Here is a 21413-nt window from a genome sequence, read left to right on the forward strand (position 1 = left end):
CGTGACGGTCCGTCTGCAACTCGCCATCGACGCGCCGGAGCACTTCGCGCTCATCCCGCGAGTCGGCCGCTACTTCGACATCATCGAGGTCGGCACGCCCGTGCTCAAGCGCTTCGGGCTCGCCGCCATCAGCACCGTCCGGGAACTCGGCGCGGACACACCGGTGCTCGCCGACACCAAGACGGCCGACGGCGGCAGCCTGGAGGCCGAGATGGTCTTCGCCGCCGGGGCCGCCATGATGACCGTGCTCGCGCACGCCTCCCCCGCCACCCGACGCGACACCGACGAGGTGGCCCGACGGTACGGGCGGGAGGTGGTGCTCGACACCATCCTCGACGGCGAACTGGACGTGGAGCCGCTGCTGGACGGCCGCGCACCGCAGGACGTCTGGCTGGCCCTGCACTCCCCGTCCGACGCCCGGCGGGCCGGTCTCGGCAACGAGGACCACATCGACCGGGTGGCCCAGCGCCGGGAACGCGGATTCCGCGTCTCCCTGGCCGGCGGCATCGGGCGCGCCAACCTGGCCCGCGCCCTGGAGGCCGCCCCCGACATCGTCGTGATCGGCTCGGGAGTCACCGAGGCCACCGACCCGGAAGGAGAAGCGGCATGGATCAGGGCACAGGTCGACCTGTCGACTCCTGGCACCTGAGCGGCACCGAACTGAGGTCGGTGCTCGCGGCGCTGCCCGTCGAGGAGTACGACCGGTTCGTCTCCTGCTTCGACGGCGTGGCCGAGGGCCGCCTCTTCTTCTCCGGGCAGGGCCGCTCCGGGCTCGCCGCGCAGATGGCCGCGATGCGTTTCATGCACCTCGGCCTGGCGGCGCACGTCGTCGGCGAGGCCACCGCGCCGTCGGTGCGATCGGGCGACACGTTGGTGATCGTGTCCGGCAGCGGGCAGACCCCCGTCAGTGTCGGCTTCGCACGGATCGCCCGCGCGGAGGGCGCGAAGGTGCTGCTGGTGACCCACCAACGGGAGAGCCCGCTGCGGGATCTCGCGGACGGTTCCATCGTCCTGCCGGCGGACGCCAGCCGACAGTTCGGCGGCACGCTCTTCGAGCAGTCGGCGCTGATCCTGCTCGACTCCGTGGTGCTGGAGCTGATGCGGGCGCTGCCGGACCCGGACGCCACGATGAGCTACCACCACACCAATCTCCAGTGACCGCGTCGACCGGAGCCGGGGTGGCGCCCTCCGGCGTGGTCGTGGTGGGCGACCTCCTCGCCGACATCATCGAGCACGAGGACGGGACCCGTACCCGCCACCCCGGCGGTGCCGGGCTCAACCTCGCCGTCGGCGTACGGCGGCTCGGGACACCGGCGGCACTGGTGTCACCGGTCTCCGCCGACCGCCTCGGCGCGTGGTTGCGGGACGCGGTCACCGCCGAGGACGTCGCCCTGGTGCCACTGACCTGCGCGCTGCCGACCGGAACAGCGACGTCCCGGCGGGTGGCGGGAGAGCCTGCCTACGAGTTCTCCGAGGCGATCCAGAACCGGCGGTACGCGTACCCGGAGGCGGAGGTCGCGGCCATGGGCAGCGGTGCCGTCCTGGTCGTCAACTCGTACCCGATGGACGACCTAGGCCAGGTGCAGGCGCTCGTCGACGTCGTCCGCCGGACCGGACGGACCTTCGTCGTCGACCCCAACGTGCGGCCCACGCTGGTGCGGGACGTCCCGGCGTACCGGTCGGGACTCCGCCGGCTCGCCACCGTCGCCGACGTGGTCAAGCTGAGCCTGCAGGACATCGCCGACCTGCACGTCGAGGACCCCGAGCAGTTCGTGGCCGAGCTGCTGCGATCGGGGGTACGGGTGGTCGTGCTGACCCGGGCCGCCGACGGCGTGTCGGTGCACACGGCTGACGGGGTCGTGGCGACCGTACCCGTACCGGACCGACCCGGACCCGTCGTCGACACGATGGGCGCGGGCGACGCCACCCTCGCCCGCCTGGTGTGCGGCGTCGCCGAGGACGGCGTCGACCTGGACGCGGCGCGGTGGCGCGATCTTGCCCGCGAGGCGATGGACCTCGCGGCCGACATCTGCCGGATCTCCGGCGGCAACCTGGCCGCGCTGCGGCCCACAGGACGGAAAGAGCGATGAGGGAACTGAGCAACGCGAGCCTGACCTCGCTGCCCAGCGAGGTCGAGGCGCCCCGCTACGACCGGGCGGCACTGCGCGGCGGGATCGTGCACTTCGGTGTCGGGCACTTCCACCGCTCGCACCAGGCGATGTATCTCGACGAACTCATGCGCCGGGGGCAGGGCATGGACTGGGCGGTGCACGGCGTGGGCGTCCGCCCCGCCGACGAGGGCACCCGCAACCGGCTCGCCGCGCAGGACCATCTCTACACGCTGACGGTGAAGGAGCCGGACGGCAGCCGACGCAACCGGGTGATCGGCTCGCTGCTGAGCACCGGGTACGCCCCGCAGGACCCGACCGGCGTCGTGGAGCGCATCGCCGACCCGGCCACCCGCGTCGTGTCGCTGACCATCACCGAGGGCGGGTACGGGATCGACCAGGTGACGGGCGAGTTCACCGGCGACTCCGCCCCGATCCGCGCGGACCTGGACGCCGACGTGCCGAACGCGACACCGTTCGGGTTGGTGCTCCAGGCGATGCGACTGCGGCGCGCCCGGGGCCTGGGCGGGCTGACCGTGATGTCCTGCGACAACATCCAGGAGAACGGCGTGGTGTCCCGCGCCGCGTTCCTCGGCTTCGCCGGGATGAAGGACCCCGAGCTGGCCCGGTGGATGGCACAGGAGGTCTCCTTCCCGAACTCGATGGTGGACCGGGTGACCCCGGCGACCGTGGACGCCGACCGGGCGTACCTGGAGCGGACCTTCGGCTACCGGGACCGCTGGCCGGTCACCGCCGAGCCGTTCCACCAGTGGGTGCTGGAGGACACCTTCGTCGCCGGCCGCCCACCGCTGGAGGACGTCGGCGTGGACATCGTCGGGGACGTCGAGCCGTACGAGCTGATGAAGCTGCGGTTGGCGAACGGCACCCACCAGGCGCTCTGCTACTTCGGTTTCCTGCTGGGGCACCGGTACGTGCACGAGGCCATCACCGACCCGGACGTCCAGGCGCTGCTGCTGCGGTACATCGACGAGGAGGCCGTACCGACGCTCAAGCCGATCGCCGGGGTCGACTTCCGGGCGTACGGCCGCACGGTGGTCGCGCGCTTCGGCAACCCGGAGATCCAGGATCCGTTGACCCGGATCTGCGCCGACACCTCGGACCGGATCCCGAAGTTCCTGCTGCCCGTGGTGACCGCACAGCTCGCCGACGGCGGGCCGGTGGGCATCTGCGCCGCCGTCGTGGCGGCCTGGGCGCGGTACGCCGAGGGCACCGACGAGCAGGGCCAGCCGATCGACGTGGTGGATCCGCGTCGGGACAGCCTGATGGCCGCCGCGCGGCGCAACGGGGACGACCCGACCGCCTTCATCGCGGACCGGTCGCTCTTCGGCGCTCTCGCGGACTCCCCCCGGTTCGTCGAGGCCTACGTCGAGGCCCTGCGACTGATCCGGACCGGCGGCGTGCGCGCCGCCCTGCGGCAGATCGTGGCGACACCGTCCCACTGAGCCGGGACCAGTCGGCACCGTCCCGCTGAGCCGGGACCAGTCGGCACCGTCCCGCTGAGCCGGGACCAGTCGGCACCGTCCCGCTGAGCCGGGACGTGTCAGACGCCGTACAGCTTTCCGGCCCGCCGCGCTGTCGCGCTGGCGGGCCGGAAGGCCTACGGGGGTGGGACGCGCTCAGCCGACCTCGACGGGCAGCGACGGGTCGCTGGTCCACTCGCGCAGCGAGCCGTCGTACACGGCCACGTCGGTCTCCCCGATCAGGCGCAGTGCCAGGGCGTCGCCGGTGGCCGCGATGCCTCCGCCGCAGTAGGTGACCTTCCGGCCCGGCTGGGCCTGCACCTCCTGGAAGATCTCCCGCAGCTCCGGCACCGGCCGGAAGGTCCCGTCGGCCGGGTCGAGCAGCGCGGCGACGAAGACGTTGCGGCTGCCGGGGATCCGGCCGGGGCGGGCGTAGTTGATCGTCTCGGTGGCGTGGTGGTCCTCGGGCGACAGCGAGTTGATCAGGCAGGCTCCGCTGACGTTCTCCACCACCTGCTTGACCTCGTCCAGATCGGCGAAGAGTTCCGGCCGGGGCGTGCCGACGAACTGCGCGGGCGGGTAGCTCTCCTCGCCGTCGCGGGTCGGCCGGCCCTCGGCGGTCCACTTGCCGAACCCGCCGTCGAGGACGGCCACGTTGTCGAAGCCGTTCGCGAGCAGCAGCCACCACACCCGGGTGGCCCAGAAGACGTTGGCCGCGTAGACCACGACCGCCGTGTCCGGGCCGATGCCCAGTCGGCCCGCCGCCGCGGCGAAGCGCTCCGGAGAGGGCTTGGTGAACCAGCCGCCGTCCGGCTCGGAGAGGTCGTCGATGATGTCGGCGAACGCCGCCGACGGGATGTGCGCGGTCAGGTACTCGGGGCGACCGGACGTCTGGGACCAGTCCTGACCGGCCTCGCTCGGCGGGGCCAGGTGCACGGTCGCGTCGAGGATCCGCAGGTCCGGGTGGTCGAGGTGCTGGGCGAGCCACTCGGTGGACACGAGCGGGGTGGGCAGGTCGAGGGTGCGTGCCATGAGTCCTCCTGTCGCCGGGATTCCCTATCTTGGCAATCGGGATTACCTTCGCGACAATACGGCCCCGACCTGCGGATATTTCGGCGAGTGGTGGAGCTCACCCGCCGCTTGCGGGGGTAGCCATCGACGGACGGCAGGCCGGGGAGGACGGGCCTCCCCGGCCTGCCCGCCGGTCAGTGCACGGTGAGGTTGCCGCCGGTCAGCGCCACCTCGCCGGTCCCGCCTCCCGTCCAGTCGGACGAGAAGACCAGGGTGCCGCCCTGCCAGAGGGTGATGCCGACGGTGTCGTGACGTCCCGGCGCGCCCCGGTCGGTCACCGTCACCGCCAGCGTCAGCCCGGCGGCCACCAGCTTGCCCCGGCCGTCGTAGAGACCGGCCTGGTAGCGCACCGACGCCGACCTACCGGCCGAGGTGATGCCGAGACCGTCGACGGCGGTGGTCCGGACCTTGTAGTCGGTGCCGTCGGAGCGGTACGTGATCTCCGCGTGGCCCGACGCCGCCTTCTTCGCGGTGGCCGGCTTCGCGTTCAGGTTCACCGAGACCTTCGACGCCCGGTCCGCCGGGTGGGTGCCGGCCGGCCGGGTGGCGGTCAGGTGGCCGCCCCCGGTGAGGAATCCGCCGTCGGACCGCGCGACCGTCACCGTGGCGGTGGTGCCACCGGTGTAGGTGCCGCCGACCGTGGCGGTCACCGTGTGCGCGCCCGCCGGCAGGGTCGCCGTGCAGGCCGCCGTACCAGTGGTGGTGGCCGGGGCGACCAGGTCCACGCGGGCGGTGCAGAGCGTGGCCCCACCCGCGGTGAAGGTCACCGTGGCGGTACGCAGGTCGCCGCCGGTGGTGTCGGCCGACGACGGCAGCACGGAGCTGTCCCGAACCACGGCCCGCAGCAGGGCCCGACCGGCGGCACCGGCGGTCGCGGTGCTGACCAGGGTGTCACCGGCCCAGGTCAGGGCCGCGTTCTCCGGGCTGACGGTGACGGTGAACGTGGTGCTGCCGACCAGCCCGGTGCCGTCGGTCACCGTGACGGTGACCGGATACGTGCCCGGGGCTGCCGACGTGGTGCCGGTGACGGTCCAGCTCCGGGCGCCGGGGCGGGTGTCCGCTCCGGAGGTGCCCGCGACGGTGAGCGCCAGACCGGCCGGCAGACCGGTGGCGGTCGCGGTCAGCGTCGACCCGGCGCCGTCGGCGTCGGTCGCCCGGACGGTCACCGTCGGCGAGAGGGCGTCGCTGTACTGCACGTCGACTCCCGCCGCCGGGGCGTCGGTGGAGACCTCGGGGGCGGCGCGGACGCCGAACTCGGCGTCGTTGACGGCGAAGAAGACGTTGCCGACCGCCTCGATCCTGATCCGTGCCTCGTCGGTCGCCACGTTCGGCAGGGTCACCGTCGCACTACCGGTGTTCGGCGTGCTCTGGGCCAGCACGTACGGGAAGGTCCCGCCACCGTTGACCGAGAGCGTGATCTTCACGTGGCCGACGTTCACCGGCGCCACGTCGGTGCCGGCGACGTCCCAGGTGACGGTCTGGGCCGTACCACCGTCGAGCACGGCGGCCTCGGCCTGCGAGGTGACCAGGAACGGTCCGGCGTCCGGGGCCAGCCGCAGCGCGACGTCGGCACTACCGATCCCGCCCCCGCCCGGCCGACCGTCCCGGGCGGTGAGCTTGAAGTTCAGGGTCCGGTCGTTGTTCACACCGACCCAGTCCCGGGTGGGCAGGAACTCCGAGTAGCAGTCCAGGATCTCCGGCGGGACGTTGGAGGCGCTGCCGCTGGCCGGGGGTGCCGGCGGGGTGGGGCAGGCACCCGTACGGGCGTTGGTGTTGCCGACCAGCACCTGCGCGAGGTCCGGGAAGACCCGGGTGGAGTCGGTGGTGACGGCGTTCTGACCCGGCGAGTGGTACTTCAGGGCGTCCTCGGGCGACACCCACGCCGGTTCGCCGAAGACCCGGAACAGCGGCCCGTTGGTCTTGGTGTTGTTCACCAGCGCGGTGCCGGCGCTGCCACCCCGGTCGTTCTGCTCCCACAGGTAGGTCAGCGTGTCGCCGTCGACGTCGGTGGCGCTGCCGGTGAGCGCGAACGGCGTACGCACCGGGATGGTCAGACCGTCCGGCACGGTGACCACCGGGGCGTGGTTGGTGGTCTGCTCGACCAGGTGGCCGCCGTTGTCGACGGCACCTCCCTTGGCGGTCTCGCCGACGAAGCCGGTGGCCCCGGTGAGATCGCCCAGGGTCAGCGGGGCCACGTCGGTGGCGGCCAGGGTGCCGCCGAAGGTGACCTGGAATCCGGTGTCGTTGAGCGTGCCGCTGCCCCCGAAGGCGGCCACGGTGACCGTCGCGCCGGCCGGCCAGCCCGCGATCGACTCGACGGCGGCCTTGATCCCGGCGGTGGTGTAGTTGGCCCCGCGCACGATCGGCGCCGAGGTCGCGTCGCCGTAGCCGAGGGTGAACGAGTCACCGGCGGTGTCGAAGTCGCGCAACGAGACGGTCTGCACCTCGTTGATCGCCGGCCGGCTCGACGTGACGAAGTTCGTGATCTCGGTGAAGGTCCGGTGCGACCAGTACGGGTCGGTGTGCGGCTGGAGGTTGTCCTGCTGGCAGATGCCCGCGTACGCCATGATCGACGAACCGCTGCCCGGCTCGTACGAGTTGGCCGCGCTGCGGTTGCCGCCCGAGCAGTTCCACTGGTTGCCGTTGAAGGTGTGGTTGCCGGCGAACTGGTGCCCGATCTCGTGTGCCACGTAGTCGACGGCGAAGTAGTCGCCGACCGGGTTGGGCAGGCCGGTGCAGCCGCGCGCCTTGCCGTCACCGCCGACCACGCCGAGGCCGGCGATGCCGCCGCCGCTCAGTCCGAGACCGATGTGGCCGACGTCGTAGTTGCCCGCGCCGACGAGTTGGCCGAGCACGATCCGGTTGCGGTTGAGCAGCCCGCTGCTGCACCCGGTCAGCTGCGCCGGGGTGTAGCAGCCGGCGCTGCCACAGGGGCCGTTCGGCTCGGTGGCCAGCGCCGGGGTGTTCAGGTTCGTCTTCTCGGTGTCGTTGACCAGGACGAGCCGGATCGCGGTCTCGTCCTCGTAGATCTGGTTCACCCGGTTGATCAGCGTGACCTTCGCGGCCGTCACGTTCTCCACGCCGAAGAAGGTGGCGTACGACGGGTCGGTGACGAACGCGAGACGGTAGGTGCGCAGCGTCACCAGTGGGCCGACCACCGGCTCGTCGTGCGCCTCCTCGATCTCGTCGTGCAGGTGGTGCGCCGCCGACTCGACGTCCTCCCGCTCCACGAACTCACCGTTCTGGTTCGTCAGGTCGCGGGCGAAGTAGCTCGCGTACAGGCTCTGGTCGCGGTGGTAGTAGGGGTCGATGTACCACGCGCCGTCAGCGGACCGGACCGAGGCGTGGAAGCCGAGCGGAGTGAGATCGGCGCGGATCGTCGCGGTCGGGTCGTCCAGGCCCGTGCCGGCGTACGTGCTGATCTCCGGGTGGGCGGCGGCCAGTTCCGGCTCCATCACCGGCGACTCCGCCAGCGCGAAACGCTGGAAGGTCCCGTCGGGGGCGGGCAGGGACACCACCTGCTGGGGCTGGCCCGCCGCGCGGCGCTGCTCCGCCGGTGCCCTCTCCAGCAGGCGCTGCATGCCGCCCCGGTCCAGTGTGTAGGCGGACAGGTGCGCCGCCTCGATGGCGGCCGGACGGCCTGCTTTGGTGGCGGCGGGTGTGCCGTCCACCTTGCGCCACGGGCCGTCGGCCGAGGGGGCGGCGGCGGCCGGGGTGGAGGTCAGCAGGATCGGTGACATCGTCGCCACCAATGCCATGGCCAGCACGGCGGCCAGGCGGGGTCGGTGTGACCGGGTGTGTCCGGACCGTCCGCCCGGTCGAGGGGTGCGGAAGCGCCTCAACTCGTCTCCCTGGTGATGAGGGGTGCGACCCATCGCGCCGTCCGGGTCGACGGGCAGCGCGAGTGATCGATGGATGGGCCAGACCCTAACCGGACGGCGGAGGACGAACATCAGCCGAACAGGGGAAGATCCTCTGGAAGGGAACCGCCGCCGCCGGTCGCAACGCGACTGTCACCGGATCGTCACACCGTCGACCGTCCCGTTCGGAGGGTCAGCCGCCGATCAGCAGGGCGACGGCGAGTGCCGCGATGATGGCGCTCGACAGCAGGGCCGTGACCAGGCGTCCCCGCGCACCGGTGAGCGTCCGGCCGAGCAGCGTGCCACCGGCCGCGATCACCAGTTGCCAACTGGCCGAGGCCAGGAACACCCCGAGGGTGAAGAGGGTCGCCGCGCCGGCCCCGGACCCGTACCGGCCGCCGCGACCGAGCACCAGTGCGGTGAAGTAGACGACGGTGGCCGGGTTGAGCAGGGTCAGCGCGAGGATGCCGGCGTACGCCCGCAGTGGGGTGTCCAGCCCTCGCCGCACGGCACCGGGGGCCGGACGGCCGTCGGCGTCCACGGCGGGCCGGGTCGGGCCGGTGGGGCGCAGCGCCCGCCACGCGCCGTGTGCGGCGAGGGCGAGCAGCACCGCGACGGCGACCAGCCGCAGTGGTGTGGCGAGCGGGGCGAGCCAGCCGACCACGACCGCGCCACCGAACGCCGCGAGCGCGGCGTAGAGGCCGTCGGCGCTGGCCACCCCGAGCGCGGCGGAGGCACCGACCCGGAACGAGGTGCGGGCGGTGAGCCCCACGATGAGCACCGCGATGGCGCCGACCGGAATGGCGACGCCGTAGCCGGCGACCACGCCGGCCAGGAACGCGCCGGTCACGACAGCGGATCAGGTGGCGGGGACCCGGGCGCGACCGGCTGTCGGCCCGTGGCGACGGGCACGGCGACCGGGCGGGGCATCATCGGGTACGTTCGCACGCCGCCATCCTGCGTCCCCCGCCCGACGGGTGCCACGCATTTACGGGCGGCTCCCACCGGGTGTCCCGGCGGACGCGTCACGGCCATCTATCCACGCGTCTCGTCAATGGGACCGAATTGCGAACATCCCCCGCGACGAATTGCCGCCCGACAATCGTTCCTGGTCGAATCATGTGGATCAGTAGCGGACACACCCGACTCGCCAACCGGAACAAGTCCTGACCACGGAACGTCGAAGACCATCCACAACGGACAAGCTCTGCCACCCACCAATGACCGACGTTTCCGGCTTGTTTCGGGTAAATGATTCAAGATCGTGGATGCTGAAATCCACCATGCTACGCGATTCGCGGGACGAATTATATCTCTCAACTTCGATGCGTTGAGGTCCTACCATCTGTGTCAGTCCGTTCCACGGTCACCGGTCGGCCCGTCACAAACGGTCCGGCTGCGCATCGAAAGGAGGCGGGAGATGCTCCTCTCCCAGCCGTCCCGGCGTCCCTGGCGCCTCGCCCTCACCGCCGCGGCCACACTCGCCCTGGTGGCGGTCGCCGCACCTGCCCAGGCCGCCCCCGCGGAGGGTGCGATCGTGCACGCCGGCGACGCCGCCGCCGTCGCCGACTCGTACATCGTCGTGCTCAAGGACTCGGCGGTGAGCCGGGCACAGGTCGGGGCCACCGCCAAGACCCTCGCCGGGCGGCACGGCGGCAGCATCGCCCGCACCTACCAGGACGCCCTGCGCGGCTTCGAGGCCCGACTGACCGAACGAGCGGCCAAGCGGCTGGCGGCCCACCCGTCCGTCGAGTACGTCCAGCAGAACCGCACCGTCAGCATCGCCGGCACCCAGTCCCCCACCCCGTCCTGGGGACTGGACCGCATCGACCAGCGCTCGCTGCCGCTGAACAACAGCTACGCCTACCCCAACGACGGCACCGGCGTCACCGCGTACATCATCGACACCGGCATCCGCTTCTCCCACACCGACTTCGGCGGGCGTGCCGTCTCCGGCTTCGACGCCATCGACGGCGGCAGCGCCGACGACGGCAACGGTCACGGCACCCACGTCGCCGGCACGGTCGGCGGCACCGCGTACGGCGTGGCCAAGGGCGTGACCCTGGTCGGCGTACGGGTGCTGGACAACGGCGGCGGCGGCACCTACGCGCAGGTCATCGCCGGCATCGACTGGGTCACCGCGGATCACCAGCCGGGCGAGCCGGCGGTGGCGAACATGAGCCTCGGCGGTGGCCGCGACCAGGCCACCAACGACGCGGTCGCCCGCTCCATCGCCGACGGCGTGGTGTACGCCGTCGCCGCCGGCAACAGCGGCGCCAACGCCTGCAACTACTCGCCGGCCAGCACCCCCGAGGCGATCACCGTCGGCGCGACCACCAGCACCGACGCCCGCGCCAGCTACTCCAACTTCGGCACCTGCCTGGACGTCTTCGCCCCCGGCAGCACGATCACCTCGGCCTGGATCGGCAGCGACACCGCCACCAACACCATCAACGGCACCTCGATGGCCTCCCCGCACGTGGCCGGCGCCGCCGCCCTGGCCGTGGCCGCCAACCCCGGCTACAGCCCGCAGCAGATCCGCGACCTGCTGGTCGCCGACGCCACCGACAACGTGGTCACCAACCCGGGCGTCGGCTCCCCGAACAAGCTGCTCTACACCGGCAACATCGTGCCGCCCACCCAGGACTTCGCCCTCACCCTCACCCCGGCGGCCGGTGCCGTCGACCCGGGCAGCTCCACCACGACCACGGTCGGCACCACCACCACGGTCGGTACTCCGCACAGCATCGCGCTCGGCGTCAGCGGCCTGCCGGCCGGAGTGACCGCGAGCTTCAGCCCGACCACGGTCACCTCCGGCGACACCGCCACGTTGACCCTGAGCGCCGCCGCCGGCACCGTGCCCGGCCTCTACACGGTGACCGTGCTGGGCACCGGGCCGGAGACCACCCAGGGCGCCACCTTCACGCTCACCGTCAACGGCCCGCCCGGCTGCACCCAGGGCAACGCCACCGACTACCCGATCAACGACAACAGCACCGTGGAGAGCACGATCGTCATCCACGGGTGCGGACGCGCCGCCAGCGCGGCCAGCACGGTCGAGGTGCGCATCTTCCACACCTGGATCGGTGACCTGACCGTCTCGCTGATCGCCCCGGACGGCACCGCGTACGTGCTGCACAACCGCACCGGCAGCAGCGCCGACAACATCTTCCAGACCTACACCCGCGACCTGTCCGGCAAGGCCGCCGACGGCGCCTGGAAGCTCCGGGTCCAGGACTCCGCCAGCGCCGACACCGGCTACCTGGACAGTTGGACGCTGAGCCTGTGACCTGACTGTCGCGTCGGGCGGGTCACACCGCCCGACACCACAGAAGGCACGGCGCACACACGACAGCGCCCGGAGTTCCGGCCATCGGCCGGGCTCCGGGCGCCGTGTCGTCAGGTCAGACGTTGAAGCCGAGCGAGCGGAGCTGGTCGCGCCCCTCGTCGGTGATCTTGTCCGGCCCCCACGGGGGCAGCCAGACCCAGTTGATCCGGATGTCGTTGACCAGGCCACCACCCGGACCGGTGGTCAGCGCCTGGCGGGTCTGGTCCTCGATCACGTCCGTGAGCGGGCAGGCCGCCGAGGTCAACGTCATGTCCAGGGTCGCGACGTTGTCGTCGTCGACGTGGACGCCGTACACCAGGCCCAGGTCGACCACGTTGATGCCCAACTCCGGGTCGACGACGTCCTTCATCGCCTCCTCGATGTCGGCGGCGGCGGCCTTGCCGCCGGTCGCCGCGACCGGCGCGGCAGCCTCGGTGGCCACGCCCCCGTTCTCCGGCGTGCTGGTTTCCTCGGTCATGCCTTCACCTCCGTCGGGCTCGCGCCCACACCGGCGCGTGCCGCGGCGTCCTTGAACGCCATCCACGGCAACAGCGCGCACTTGACCCGGGCGGGATAGCGGGCGACACCCTCGAACGCCACCCCGTCGCCGAGCACCTCCTCGTCCGCCGTGACCTGGCCACGGCCGGACACCAACGCCACGAACGCCTCGTGCACCTCGAACGCCGCCGCCGCGTCGCGGCCGGTCAGCAGCTCGTGCAGCACGCTCGCCGACGCCTGGCTGATCGAGCAGCCCATGCCGTCGTACGACACGTCGTGCAGCACGGTACCGTCGGTGGCCACCCGGACGGTCACCTCGTCGCCGCAGGTCGGGTTGACGTGGTGCGCCTCGCCGACCTGCGCCGCCGGGTCGGCGGCGTCCCGCAGGCCACGGCCGTGCGGGTGCTTGTAGTGATCCAGGATGATCTCCTGGTAGAGCGACTCAAGCTGCATCGGGCCGACCTCCCGTCGACTCGCCCGGCGTGGCCCGGCTCACCGGAACACCGTCCGCACCTGTTCCAGACCCGCGACCAGGGCGTCGATCTCCTCGGTGGTGGTGTACAGGTAGAACGAGGCCCGCGTCGTCGCCGGCACCCCGAAGCGCCGGCAGACCGGACGGGCGCAGTGGTGACCGACCCGCACCTGCACGCCGAGCGAGTCGAGCACCTGCCCCACGTCGTGCGGGTGCACGTCGGCCAGGTCGAACGAGATCGTGCCACCCCGACCCACCGGCACCTCCGGACCGAAGATCCGCAGGCCCGGCACGGTGGCCAGAGCGTCCAACGCGTACGCGGTCAGCCGCTTCTCGTGCCACTGGATCGCCCGCATGCCGAGGCCGGTCAGGTAGTCCACGGCCGCACCGAGCGCCACCGCCTCGGCGATCGGCGGCGTACCCGCCTCGAAGCGGGCCGGCGGCGGCGCGTACGTCGAGCCGTCCATCGACACCGTCTCGATCATCGAACCGCCACCGAAGACCGGCGGCATGGCCGCCAGCAGCTCGGCCCGCCCCCACAGCACCCCGATGCCGGTCGGGCCGCACATCTTGTGCCCGGTGAAGACGATGAAGTCGGCGTCCAGGTCGACCACGTCGATCGGCATGTGCGGCACCGACTGCGAGCAGTCCAGCAGCAGCAGCGCACCCACCTCGCGCACCCGCGCGGTGATCCGCGAGGTGGCGTTGACCGTGCCGAGGATGTTGGACATGTGCACCAGCGAGACGATCTTCGTCCGCTCGTTGACCAGGTCCGCCAGCCCCGACTCGTCCAGCCGGCCGTTGTCGGTGACCGGGAACCAGCGCAGCGTCGCACCGGTCCGCTCGCAGAGCAACTGCCACGGCACGATGTTCGAGTGGTGCTCCATCTCGGAGATCACCACCTCGTCACCGGGCCCGAGCCGGAACCGCGGGTCGCCGTCGGCGCGCAGCGAGGCGTTGGAGAAGGCGTACGCCACGATGTTGATCGCCTCGGTGGAGTTCTTGGTGAACACCACCTCGTCCACGCTCGGCGCGTTGACGAACGCGGCGATCCTCGCCCGGGCCCCCTCGTACGCCTCGGTCGCCTCGGTGCCCAGGGTGTGCACCGACCGGGACACGTTGGCGTTGTGCCGGCGGTAGTGCTCGTCCAGCACGGCGAGCACCTGGCGCGGCTTGTGCGAGGTGTTGGCGCTGTCCAGGTAGACCAGCGGATGCCCGTTGACCTCCCGATCGAGGATCGGGAAGTCGGCGCGTACCGCCGCCACGTCGTAGCCGGGCACGTCGTCGTACTGCGGCATCCCGGACGGGATCGCGATGGTGGTCATCGTGGTGACCGGCCCTTCCCTCGGCTCAGGCCCGCGCCGACCCGGCCCCGGCGACGTACCGCTCGTAGCCCTCTTCCTCGAGCTTGTCGGCCAGCTCCGGGCCGCCTTCCTCGACGATCCGGCCGGCCACGAAGACGTGCACGTAGTCGGGCTTGATGTAGCGCAGGATGCGGGTGTAATGGGTGATCAGCAGCAGGCCGGTGTCACCGGTGTCGCGGACCCGGTTGACGCCCTCGCTCACCACGCGCAGCGCGTCCACGTCGAGGCCGGAGTCGGTCTCGTCGAGGATGGCGATCTTCGGCTTGAGCAGTTCGAGCTGCACGATCTCGTGCCGCTTCTTCTCACCGCCGGAGAAGCCCTCGTTGACGTTGCGCTGGGCGAAGGCCGGGTCCATGTGCAGACGCTCCATGGCACCGCGCAGCTCGCCACCCCAGGTACGCAGCTTCGGCGCCTCGCCGTCCAGCGCGGTCTTGGCCGTCCGCAGGAAGTTCGCCACCGACACGCCGGGCACCTCGACCGGGTACTGCATGGCGAGGAACAGACCGGCGCGGGCCCGCTCGTCGACCGAGAGTTCCAGCACGTCGACGCCGTCGAGGGTGACCGACCCGCCGGTGATCTCGTACTTCGGGTGACCGGCGATCGAGTACGCCAGGGTCGACTTGCCGGAGCCGTTCGGGCCCATGATCGCGTGCGTCTCACCGGAGCGCACGGTCAGGTCGACACCGGCCAGGATCGGCTTGAGCTCACCCTCGGGCAGCTTGACCGACACCTGCAGGTCACGGATCTCCAAGGTGCTCATTATCGGGTCACTCCATTACTCGGCGTCAGGCTGACGTAGATGTCGCCGTCGCGGACTTCGACGGGATAGACGGGTACGGGTTCGGTCGCCGGCAGCCCGCTCGGCTCGCCGGTACGCAGGTCGAAGCGGGAGCCGTGCAGCCAGCACTCCAGGGTGCAGCCGGACACCTCCCCCTCGGAGAGGGCCACCGCGGCGTGCGAGCACTCATCGTGCACGGCGTAGAACACGTCGTCCTCGGCGTGCACGAGCGCGATCGCGGTGCCGTCGACGTCGGCGCTGACCGCGGTGCCCTTCGGCACGTCCTCGACGGCGCAGACACGGATCATCAGGCGCCGGCCTTGGTCAGGCGGGCCTCGATCGTCTCCCCGAGCCGCTCGCGCAGCTCCTCGACCGGGATCTTGTTGAGCAGCTCGGCGAAGAAGCCGCGTACCACCAGGCGACGGGCCTCGGCCGCCGGGATGCCCCGGGCCATCAGGTAGAACAGCTGCTCGTCGTCGAAGCGGCCGGTGGCGCTCGCGTGCCCGGCACCGGCGATCTCGCCGGTCTCGATCTCCAGGTTCGGCACGGAGTCGGCCCGGGCACCGTCGCTGAGCAGCAGGTTCCGGTTGATCTCGTACGTGTCGGTGCCGGTCGCCTCGGCGCGGATCAGCACGTCGCCGACCCAGACCGTCCGGGCGCTGTCACCCTGCAACGCGCCCCGGTAGCCGACGTAGCTGCGGCAGTCCGGCACCGTGTGGTCGACCAGTTGGCGGTGCTCCAGGTGCTGGCCGGAGTCGGCGAAGTAGACGCCGTACAGCTCGGCCTCGCCGCCCCGGTCGGTGTACTCGACGGTGGTGAACTGGCGCACCAGGTCGCCGCCGAGCGTGGCCTGGACGTGCACCACACGGGCGTCCCGGCCCAGCTTCACCTTGAGGTGCTGCGCCTGCACCGCGTCGTCGGCCCAGTCGGAGACGGTGACCAGCGTCAGCTTCGCGCCGTCGGCCACGGTCACCTCGACGTTGTCGGCCAGCGTCGCCGAACCGACGTGCTCCAGCACCAGGGTCGCCTCGGCGAAGCGCTCCACCTGCACGACGGTGTGCCCGAAGGCCACCCCCTCGGCGCTCTCGCCGACCACCCGTACGGTCACCGGCCCGGCCGGGACGGCCTCCCGGGCGACCCGCACCAGCAGCGCCTGGCCGGCACCGCCGTACGCCAGCGCGCTGATCCGGTCGAACGGGGTCAGCACGCTGCCGACCCGCTCGTCGTCCCGGTCGACGCGCTCCACCGTCACGCCCTCGGGCAGGTCGGCGTACTCGTGCCGGACCGTGCCGGTCGCGGTGCGGCCGTCACCGACCAGCCCGCGCAACCGCTTGAGCGGGGTGAAACGCCATTCCTCCTCCAGGCCGGTCAGGGCCGGGAAGTCGGCGACGTCGTACGAGCGCAGCGCCTGCGACTTGGTGCTCGGCGGCGGTGCGGAAGCCTGGGTAGTCATCTCGTCCTTGGTCTGTTCTCACGACGACGGTCTGTGGTGCGAGGGTGGCGGGCCGACGCGAGCCGGCCCGCCGGTGGGCGGGTCAGCCGACCGCGCCCTCCATCTGCAGCTCGATCAGGCGGTTGAGCTCCAGGGCGTACTCCATCGGCAGTTCCTTGGCGATCGGCTCGATGAAGCCGCGCACGATCATCGCCATCGCCTCGTCCTCGCTCAGGCCCCGGCTCATCAGGTAGAAGAGCTGGTCCTCGCTGACCTTGGAGACGGTCGCCTCGTGCCCCATCGACACGTCGTCCTCGCGGATGTCGACGTACGGATAGGTGTCGGAGCGGGAGATGGTGTCCACCAGCAGGGCGTCGCACTTGACCGTGCTGGCGCTGCTGTGCGAGCCCTCCAGGACCTGCACCAGACCCCGGTAGGAGGTCCGGCCGCCGCCCCGGGCGATGGACTTCGACACGATCGTGCTGCTGGTGTGCGGCGCGGCGTGCACCATCTTGGCGCCGGCGTCCTGGTGCTGGCCCTCGCCGGCCATGGCCACCGAGAGCACCTCGCCCTTGGCGTGCTCGCCGGTCATGTAGACCGCCGGGTACTTCATGGTCACCTTGGAGCCGATGTTGCCGTCGATCCACTCCATGGTCGCGCCCTCGTGGCAGACCGCGCGCTTGGTGACCAGGTTGTAGACGTTGTTCGACCAGTTCTGGATGGTCGTGTAACGGCACCGGGCGTTCTTCTTGACGATGATCTCCACCACGGCGCTGTGCAGCGAGTCCGAGGAGTAGATCGGCGCGGTGCAACCCTCGACGTAGTGCACGTACGCGCCCTCGTCGACGATGATCAGCGTCCGCTCGAACTGGCCCATGTTCTCGGTGTTGATCCGGAAGTACGCCTGCAGCGGGATCTCCACGTGCACGCCCTTCGGCACGTAGATGAACGAGCCGCCGGACCACACGGAGGTGTTCAGGGCGGCGAACTTGTTGTCGCCGACCGGGATCACCGTGCCGAAGTACTCCTTGAAGACGTCCTCGTGCTCCTTGAGGGCGGTGTCGGTGTCCAGGAAGAGGACACCCTGCTCCTCCAGGTCCTCACGGATCTTGTGGTAGACCACCTCGGACTCGTACTGGGCGGCCACACCGGCGACGAGACGCTGCTTCTCCGCCTCCGGGATGCCCAGCTTGTCGTAGGTGTTCTTGATGTCCTCCGGCAGGTCCTCCCAGCTGGCGGCCTGCTTCTCGGTGGAACGCACGAAGTACTTGATGTTGTCGAAGTCGATCCCGGTGAGGTCGGCGCCCCAGGCCGGCATCGGCTTGCGCCCGAACAGCCGCAGACCCTTCAGCCGCAGGTCGAGCATCCACGCGGGCTCGTTCTTCTTGGCCGAGATGTCCCGCACCACCGCCTCGCTGAGGCCACGCTGGGCGACCGCCCCGGCGACGTCCGGGTCGGCCCAGCCGTACTCGTAGTTGCCCAGGGCGGCGAGCTGCTCCTCCTGGGTCAGGGGCTGGACGATCTGCTCGGTCATCTATCTGTCCTCACAGTGGTGACGGTCTTACCGGACTGGGCAGGCGACGAGCCCGGAATGTGCGTGGTGCACACCCCGTCGCCGTGCGCGATGGTGGCCAGGCGCTGCACGTGGGTGCCGACCAGGCGAGAGATCACCGTGGTCTCGGCCTCGCACAACGCAGGGAACTCGGCGGCCACGTGCGCCACCGGGCAGTGGTGCTGGCAGAGCTGGCCGCCGGAAGCGATCGTGGACGCACTGGCAGCGTATCCCTCGGCGGTCAACGCCGCGGCGAGTGCCTCGGCACGCGCCATCGGATCGTCCCCGGCGTCGCTCAGGGCGGCCTGACAGCGCGCCTCCAGCGCGGCCACCTGCTCGGCGGCGAAGTCCTCCACCGCGCGGGAGCCGCCGGTACGGGCGATCCACCGCAGCGCCGCGGTGGCCATGTTGTCGTAGTGGTGGGTGCCGCAGCGGCTGCGGGCGGCGTCGGTCAGCAGGAACACCTTGGCCGGGCGACCCCGCCCCCGGTGGCCGCGGACGGTCTGCTCACGGGCGACCACGTCGCCGTCGGCGAGCATCGCGTCCAGATGCCGACGGATCGCCGCCGGGCTGAGCCCCAGCGCGTCGCCGAGTTGGGCGGCGGTGGCGGCGCGACGCTCCAGCAGCAACTGGGTGACCCGATCCCGGGTCGACAGGTCGGCGGCGGGCGCCACTTCCGAGCTGGGCGGAAGTTCCGTGGCAGGCGGCACCGGGCCACCGGCGGCCGAACCGGCCGTCGGCGGGTACCCGGGGAACCCTGCCGCCTTTTTCACAACGCCCACGTTACGTAATTCGCCAGACGCCTGCAAACGCGGGGTCCGGTGATCCGAACCACCGAGCGGGCGGAGTCACCCGATCAGCGTCAACTACGGTGCGTAGGATTCGCTCCGTGAAGCGACCCGCCCGGTTCTCGGTCTCCACCACCCTGCTGCGCCGACTCGCGTACGCCAACATCGTCGCGAACACGGTGATCGTCGTCACCGGCGGGGCGGTCCGGCTCACCGCCTCGGGACTCGGCTGCCCCACCTGGCCCCGGTGCACCGACGACTCGTACACCACCACCGCCGAGATGGGCGTGCACGGGGTGATCGAGTTCGGCAACCGGCTGCTCACGTTCGTGCTGGTGCTGATCGCGGGCGCCATGCTGCTGGCCGCGCTGGCGCACCGGCCGCGTCGCCGAGGGGTGGTGCCGCTGGCCCTGGCGGTGGTCCTCGGGATCGTGGCGCAGGCGGTGATCGGCGGGATCACCGTCCGCACCCAGTTGCACCCTTCGGTCGTCGGCATCCACTTCGTGGTCTCGATGGCGCTGCTGCTCGTCGCGTACGCCCTCTGGCGTCGGGTGACCGAGCCGGACGGGCCGAAGGTGCCGGTCGTGCCCTCCGCGCTGCGCACCCTGACCTGGCTGACCGTGGTGGTCAGTGCGGCGGTGATCGTGGTCGGCGTGGCGGTCACCGGCAGCGGCCCGCACGCGGGCGACGCGAACGCCGTCCGCAACGGCCTCGATCCGCAGACCATCTCCCAGGTGCACGCCGACCTGGTCTTCCTGCTGATCGGTCTCACCGTCGGCCTCTGGCTGGCGCTCCGCGCGGTCGGCGCGCCGGCCCGCGCCGTGCGGGCGGCCGGGGTGCTGCTCGCCGTCGAACTGGCGCAGGGCGTGATCGGCATCGTGCAGTATCTGACCAACCTGCCGGTGCTGCTGGTCGGCGCGCACATGCTCGGTTCCTGCCTGGTCTGGCTGTCGACGTTGGCGGTACTCTGGTCGATCCGGGAGCGCCGCCCGGTGGACCCGGCGCCGGACGAGAGCGCCGTCCCGGCCGCGCAGCCGGTCTCCGCGCACGCCTGAGGCGACGACCCACCGGTTCCGGCCGACAGGTCACCGGCCGGAACCCGACGATCAGCCCATCCGGGCGATGATCGCCTCCGCGAGCCGCTCGGCGGCACCCTCGGCGTGCCCGAGGAACAGCGACGGCTCGGTCAACTCCAACTCCACCAGCACCGGTGCGCCGTCCGGGCCCGGGATCAGGTCCACCCGGGCGTAGAGCAGGTGCTCCGGGCCACCGGGCACGGCCGCGAGGGTCCGCTGCGCCACCGCGAGTTCGTCGGGTCCGGCGGTACGCGGGCTGATCTCCTCGGCCCGGTACAGGCCGCCCACCCCGAGGTCGGGCCCGGCGAGCATCGGGCCCTTGCGGATGGCGTGGCTGAACGCCGGCCCGTCCGGACCGGCGAAGTAGAGCAGCGCGGTCTCGCCGGCCGAGTCCACCGCGCGCAGGTACGGCTGGATCATGGCGACCCGGCCGGCCGCGCCCAGTCGGCGCACGTGGGCCACGGCGAGGTCCCGGTGTTCCGGGTCGGCCAGGTCGTAGCGGCCGGTGTCCTGGCTGCCCGCGCTGACCGAGGGCTTGATCACGTACTCCCCCGTGTCGGCGGGCGGTCGCCACTGCTCGCCGGGGAGCACCCAGGCGGTGGGCACCGTCGGCACACCGGCGGCGGACAGCTCGTCGAGGTAGCGCTTGTCGGTGTTCCAGCGCACCACATCGGCCGGGTTGGCCAGCCGGGGCACCCGGGTCGCCCAGGCGACGAACTCGTCGCGGCGGGACATGTAGTCCCAGGGCGAGCGGAGCATCGCCAGGTCGTAGTCGGACCAGTCGACGGCCGGGTCGTCCCAGACGACCGGCTCGGCGGTTACCCCACGGGCGGCGAGCGGGCCGACCACGAGGCGGTCGTCCGGCTCCAGATCCGCCAGTTCGGTGCAGGTGACGAGAGCGACCCGGGGTTTCCCCCGGGTCGACTGGTGGTGGTTAGTCAATCTGTCTCTATCTCTATCTGTCTCTGGTGCGGATTGATCTAGCGGGCCATGGTGCGGCGGGCCATCGAACGCCAGAGGTCGTTGCTGGGCCGCATCTGGTCCATCAGCTCCCGCTCCCAGGCATTCTCCACGTCGACGCCGGCCGCCGCGCAGGCATCCCGGGCGACGCCGGTGTCCTCCGCGAACTGGTCGCCCCACGCACCGTCCGAACCCACCAGGACGATCCGCGCCCCACGCTTGCCGACGTACTCGATGACCGCCTTCGCCCCGCCGTGTCCGGCGGCGAACGACTTGATACCCGCGACCAGCCCGCTCGGGGCCGTGCCGGAGGCGGTCTGATCAGCCGTCAGCGTCGTATCGGAACCATCTGCCATAACGCGAAGCCTAAGCAGAGAGGCAAGCGAAAGTGCGAGAACCGGCGGGCTTTTGTGATACCGATTACCTGCTGGTTTACGACAGCACCCAGGAGTTTTGACCTAATTTATCCGGCCAAAACGCCCTAATCGACGCCGCAGATCGCCATCAATGCCCTCGCTCGCGGGCGGACGAGATTGATACCGAAGTCGCTGTCAATAGTCCGACAAAGCAGACAAATCGCATTCGCTCGCCCTTGCCCGATTGTTAGGAAGGGACCCTTCCTATACGCGAGGCGTTAGGAAGGGT

At 71.3% G+C, this 21413-nt stretch carries 19 protein-coding genes; 6 read left to right on the top strand and 13 right to left on the bottom strand.

The genetic code is table 11. The annotated features are described in order from the left end of the window. Position 1 precedes the first annotated feature (1 nt). From HUT12_RS22585 to HUT12_RS22600, 4 genes are read left to right on the top strand one after another with little or no spacing between them, the layout of a single operon-like run. Positions 2-649 carry an orotidine 5'-phosphate decarboxylase / HUMPS family protein gene (locus HUT12_RS22585; protein WP_176094626.1) on the top strand — a complete coding sequence of 216 codons (648 nt, stop codon included), beginning with the start codon at positions 2-4 and terminating at the stop codon, positions 647-649. Beyond that, the gene (locus HUT12_RS22590; protein WP_131052846.1) at positions 607-1158 is read left to right on the top strand and encodes an SIS domain-containing protein; all 552 of its coding nucleotides are present in this window, start codon (positions 607-609) and stop codon (positions 1156-1158) included. Before HUT12_RS22585 ends, HUT12_RS22590 begins: the two co-directional genes overlap by 43 nt. Continuing rightward, entirely contained in the window at positions 1155-2090 is a 936-nt protein-coding gene (locus tag HUT12_RS22595; RefSeq protein WP_176094627.1) for a PfkB family carbohydrate kinase, read from the top strand. The genes HUT12_RS22590 and HUT12_RS22595 overlap by 4 nt, the downstream gene beginning before the upstream one ends. Next, on the top strand, positions 2087-3571 hold the full coding sequence (locus HUT12_RS22600; protein WP_176094628.1) for a mannitol dehydrogenase family protein: 1485 nt from the start codon (positions 2087-2089) through the stop codon (positions 3569-3571). Before HUT12_RS22595 ends, HUT12_RS22600 begins: the two co-directional genes overlap by 4 nt. Before the next feature lie 174 nt (positions 3572-3745). On the opposite strand, the gene HUT12_RS22605 is transcribed toward HUT12_RS22600, so the two are convergent. The 3 genes from HUT12_RS22605 to HUT12_RS22615 form a co-directional block, all read right to left on the bottom strand. Further along, positions 3746-4621, bottom strand: a complete 876-nt coding sequence (locus HUT12_RS22605; RefSeq protein ID WP_176094629.1) for a sulfurtransferase — start codon at positions 4619-4621, stop codon at positions 3746-3748. A gap of 173 nt (positions 4622-4794) precedes the next feature. After that, positions 4795-8400, bottom strand: coding sequence for a M12 family metallo-peptidase (locus tag HUT12_RS22610; protein ID WP_176094630.1), 3606 nt, complete (start codon positions 8398-8400; stop codon positions 4795-4797). 313 nt (positions 8401-8713) lie between these two features. Further along, positions 8714-9370 (bottom strand): LysE family transporter, encoded by a 657-nt coding sequence (locus HUT12_RS22615; RefSeq protein ID WP_176094631.1) that lies wholly within the window; start codon positions 9368-9370, stop codon positions 8714-8716. Positions 9371-9940: 570 nt separating this feature from the next. On the opposite strand from HUT12_RS22615, the gene HUT12_RS22620 reads away from it, so the two are divergent. Continuing rightward, positions 9941-11809: a S8 family peptidase gene (locus tag HUT12_RS22620; RefSeq protein ID WP_176094632.1), complete on the top strand. Its 1869-nt coding sequence runs from the start codon at positions 9941-9943 to the stop codon at positions 11807-11809. Between the two features lie 115 nt (positions 11810-11924). On the opposite strand, the gene HUT12_RS22625 is transcribed toward HUT12_RS22620, so the two are convergent. The 8 genes from HUT12_RS22625 to HUT12_RS22660 form a co-directional block, all read right to left on the bottom strand. Continuing rightward, positions 11925-12326 (bottom strand): metal-sulfur cluster assembly factor, encoded by a 402-nt coding sequence (locus HUT12_RS22625; protein WP_131054275.1) that lies wholly within the window; start codon positions 12324-12326, stop codon positions 11925-11927. After that, a complete protein-coding gene (sufU, locus tag HUT12_RS22630) occupies positions 12323-12799 on the bottom strand; it encodes a Fe-S cluster assembly sulfur transfer protein SufU (RefSeq protein ID WP_131054274.1) in 477 nt (158 codons plus the stop codon). The genes HUT12_RS22625 and sufU overlap by 4 nt, the downstream gene beginning before the upstream one ends. Before the next feature lie 39 nt (positions 12800-12838). Next, a complete protein-coding gene (locus tag HUT12_RS22635) occupies positions 12839-14143 on the bottom strand; it encodes a cysteine desulfurase (protein WP_176094633.1) in 1305 nt (434 codons plus the stop codon). A 25-nt stretch (positions 14144-14168) separates the two neighbouring features. Next, a complete protein-coding gene (gene sufC, locus HUT12_RS22640) occupies positions 14169-14942 on the bottom strand; it encodes a Fe-S cluster assembly ATPase SufC (protein WP_131054272.1) in 774 nt (257 codons plus the stop codon). Further along, positions 14942-15268: a non-heme iron oxygenase ferredoxin subunit gene (locus HUT12_RS22645; RefSeq protein ID WP_131054271.1), complete on the bottom strand. Its 327-nt coding sequence runs from the start codon at positions 15266-15268 to the stop codon at positions 14942-14944. The genes sufC and HUT12_RS22645 overlap by 1 nt, the downstream gene beginning before the upstream one ends. Next, positions 15268-16413, bottom strand: coding sequence for a Fe-S cluster assembly protein SufD (gene sufD / locus HUT12_RS22650; RefSeq protein WP_131054270.1), 1146 nt, complete (start codon positions 16411-16413; stop codon positions 15268-15270). The genes HUT12_RS22645 and sufD overlap by 1 nt, the downstream gene beginning before the upstream one ends. 82 nt (positions 16414-16495) lie before the next feature. Next, entirely contained in the window at positions 16496-17926 is a 1431-nt protein-coding gene (sufB, locus tag HUT12_RS22655) for a Fe-S cluster assembly protein SufB (protein ID WP_117227176.1), read from the bottom strand. Continuing rightward, positions 17923-18654 (bottom strand): metalloregulator ArsR/SmtB family transcription factor, encoded by a 732-nt coding sequence (locus tag HUT12_RS22660; RefSeq protein ID WP_131054277.1) that lies wholly within the window; start codon positions 18652-18654, stop codon positions 17923-17925. Before HUT12_RS22660 ends, sufB begins: the two co-directional genes overlap by 4 nt. A gap of 161 nt (positions 18655-18815) precedes the next feature. Between HUT12_RS22660 and HUT12_RS22665 the strand changes: the two genes are divergently transcribed. Then, entirely contained in the window at positions 18816-19787 is a 972-nt protein-coding gene (locus HUT12_RS22665; protein WP_176094634.1) for a heme A synthase, read from the top strand. 51 nt (positions 19788-19838) lie between these two features. On the opposite strand, the gene HUT12_RS22670 is transcribed toward HUT12_RS22665, so the two are convergent. Next, positions 19839-20750 carry a RimK family alpha-L-glutamate ligase gene (locus HUT12_RS22670; RefSeq protein ID WP_176094635.1) on the bottom strand — a complete coding sequence of 304 codons (912 nt, stop codon included), beginning with the start codon at positions 20748-20750 and terminating at the stop codon, positions 19839-19841. 38 nt (positions 20751-20788) lie between these two features. Beyond that, complete coding sequence (locus HUT12_RS22675) at positions 20789-21124, bottom strand: hypothetical protein (RefSeq protein WP_131054970.1); 336 nt, start codon at positions 21122-21124, stop codon at positions 20789-20791. Between the last annotated feature and the right edge of the window lie 289 nt (positions 21125-21413).

Source organism: Verrucosispora sp. NA02020, from assembly GCF_013364215.1.
Lineage (GTDB): Bacteria > Actinomycetota > Actinomycetes > Mycobacteriales > Micromonosporaceae > Micromonospora.

What these genes read in the sequence shown, in the direction of transcription:
- HUT12_RS22590 (WP_131052846.1), top strand. Translation starts at nt 607, where the DNA reads ATGGATCAGGGCACAGGTCGACCTGTCGACTCCTGGCACCTGAGCGGC.
- HUT12_RS22600 (WP_176094628.1), top strand. Translation starts at nt 2,087, where the DNA reads ATGAGGGAACTGAGCAACGCGAGCCTGACCTCGCTGCCCAGCGAGGTC.
- HUT12_RS22605 (WP_176094629.1), bottom strand. Translation starts at nt 4,621, where the DNA reads ATGGCACGCACCCTCGACCTGCCCACCCCGCTCGTGTCCACCGAGTGG.
- HUT12_RS22610 (WP_176094630.1), bottom strand. Translation starts at nt 8,400, where the DNA reads ATGTCACCGATCCTGCTGACCTCCACCCCGGCCGCCGCCGCCCCCTCG.
- HUT12_RS22620 (WP_176094632.1), top strand. Translation starts at nt 9,941, where the DNA reads ATGCTCCTCTCCCAGCCGTCCCGGCGTCCCTGGCGCCTCGCCCTCACC.
- HUT12_RS22625 (WP_131054275.1), bottom strand. Translation starts at nt 12,326, where the DNA reads ATGACCGAGGAAACCAGCACGCCGGAGAACGGGGGCGTGGCCACCGAG.
- sufU (WP_131054274.1), bottom strand. Translation starts at nt 12,799, where the DNA reads ATGCAGCTTGAGTCGCTCTACCAGGAGATCATCCTGGATCACTACAAG.
- HUT12_RS22635 (WP_176094633.1), bottom strand. Translation starts at nt 14,143, where the DNA reads ATGACCACCATCGCGATCCCGTCCGGGATGCCGCAGTACGACGACGTG.
- sufC (WP_131054272.1), bottom strand. Translation starts at nt 14,942, where the DNA reads ATGAGCACCTTGGAGATCCGTGACCTGCAGGTGTCGGTCAAGCTGCCC.
- HUT12_RS22645 (WP_131054271.1), bottom strand. Translation starts at nt 15,268, where the DNA reads ATGATCCGTGTCTGCGCCGTCGAGGACGTGCCGAAGGGCACCGCGGTC.
- sufD (WP_131054270.1), bottom strand. Translation starts at nt 16,413, where the DNA reads ATGACTACCCAGGCTTCCGCACCGCCGCCGAGCACCAAGTCGCAGGCG.
- sufB (WP_117227176.1), bottom strand. Translation starts at nt 17,926, where the DNA reads ATGACCGAGCAGATCGTCCAGCCCCTGACCCAGGAGGAGCAGCTCGCC.
- HUT12_RS22675 (WP_131054970.1), bottom strand. Translation starts at nt 21,124, where the DNA reads ATGGCAGATGGTTCCGATACGACGCTGACGGCTGATCAGACCGCCTCC.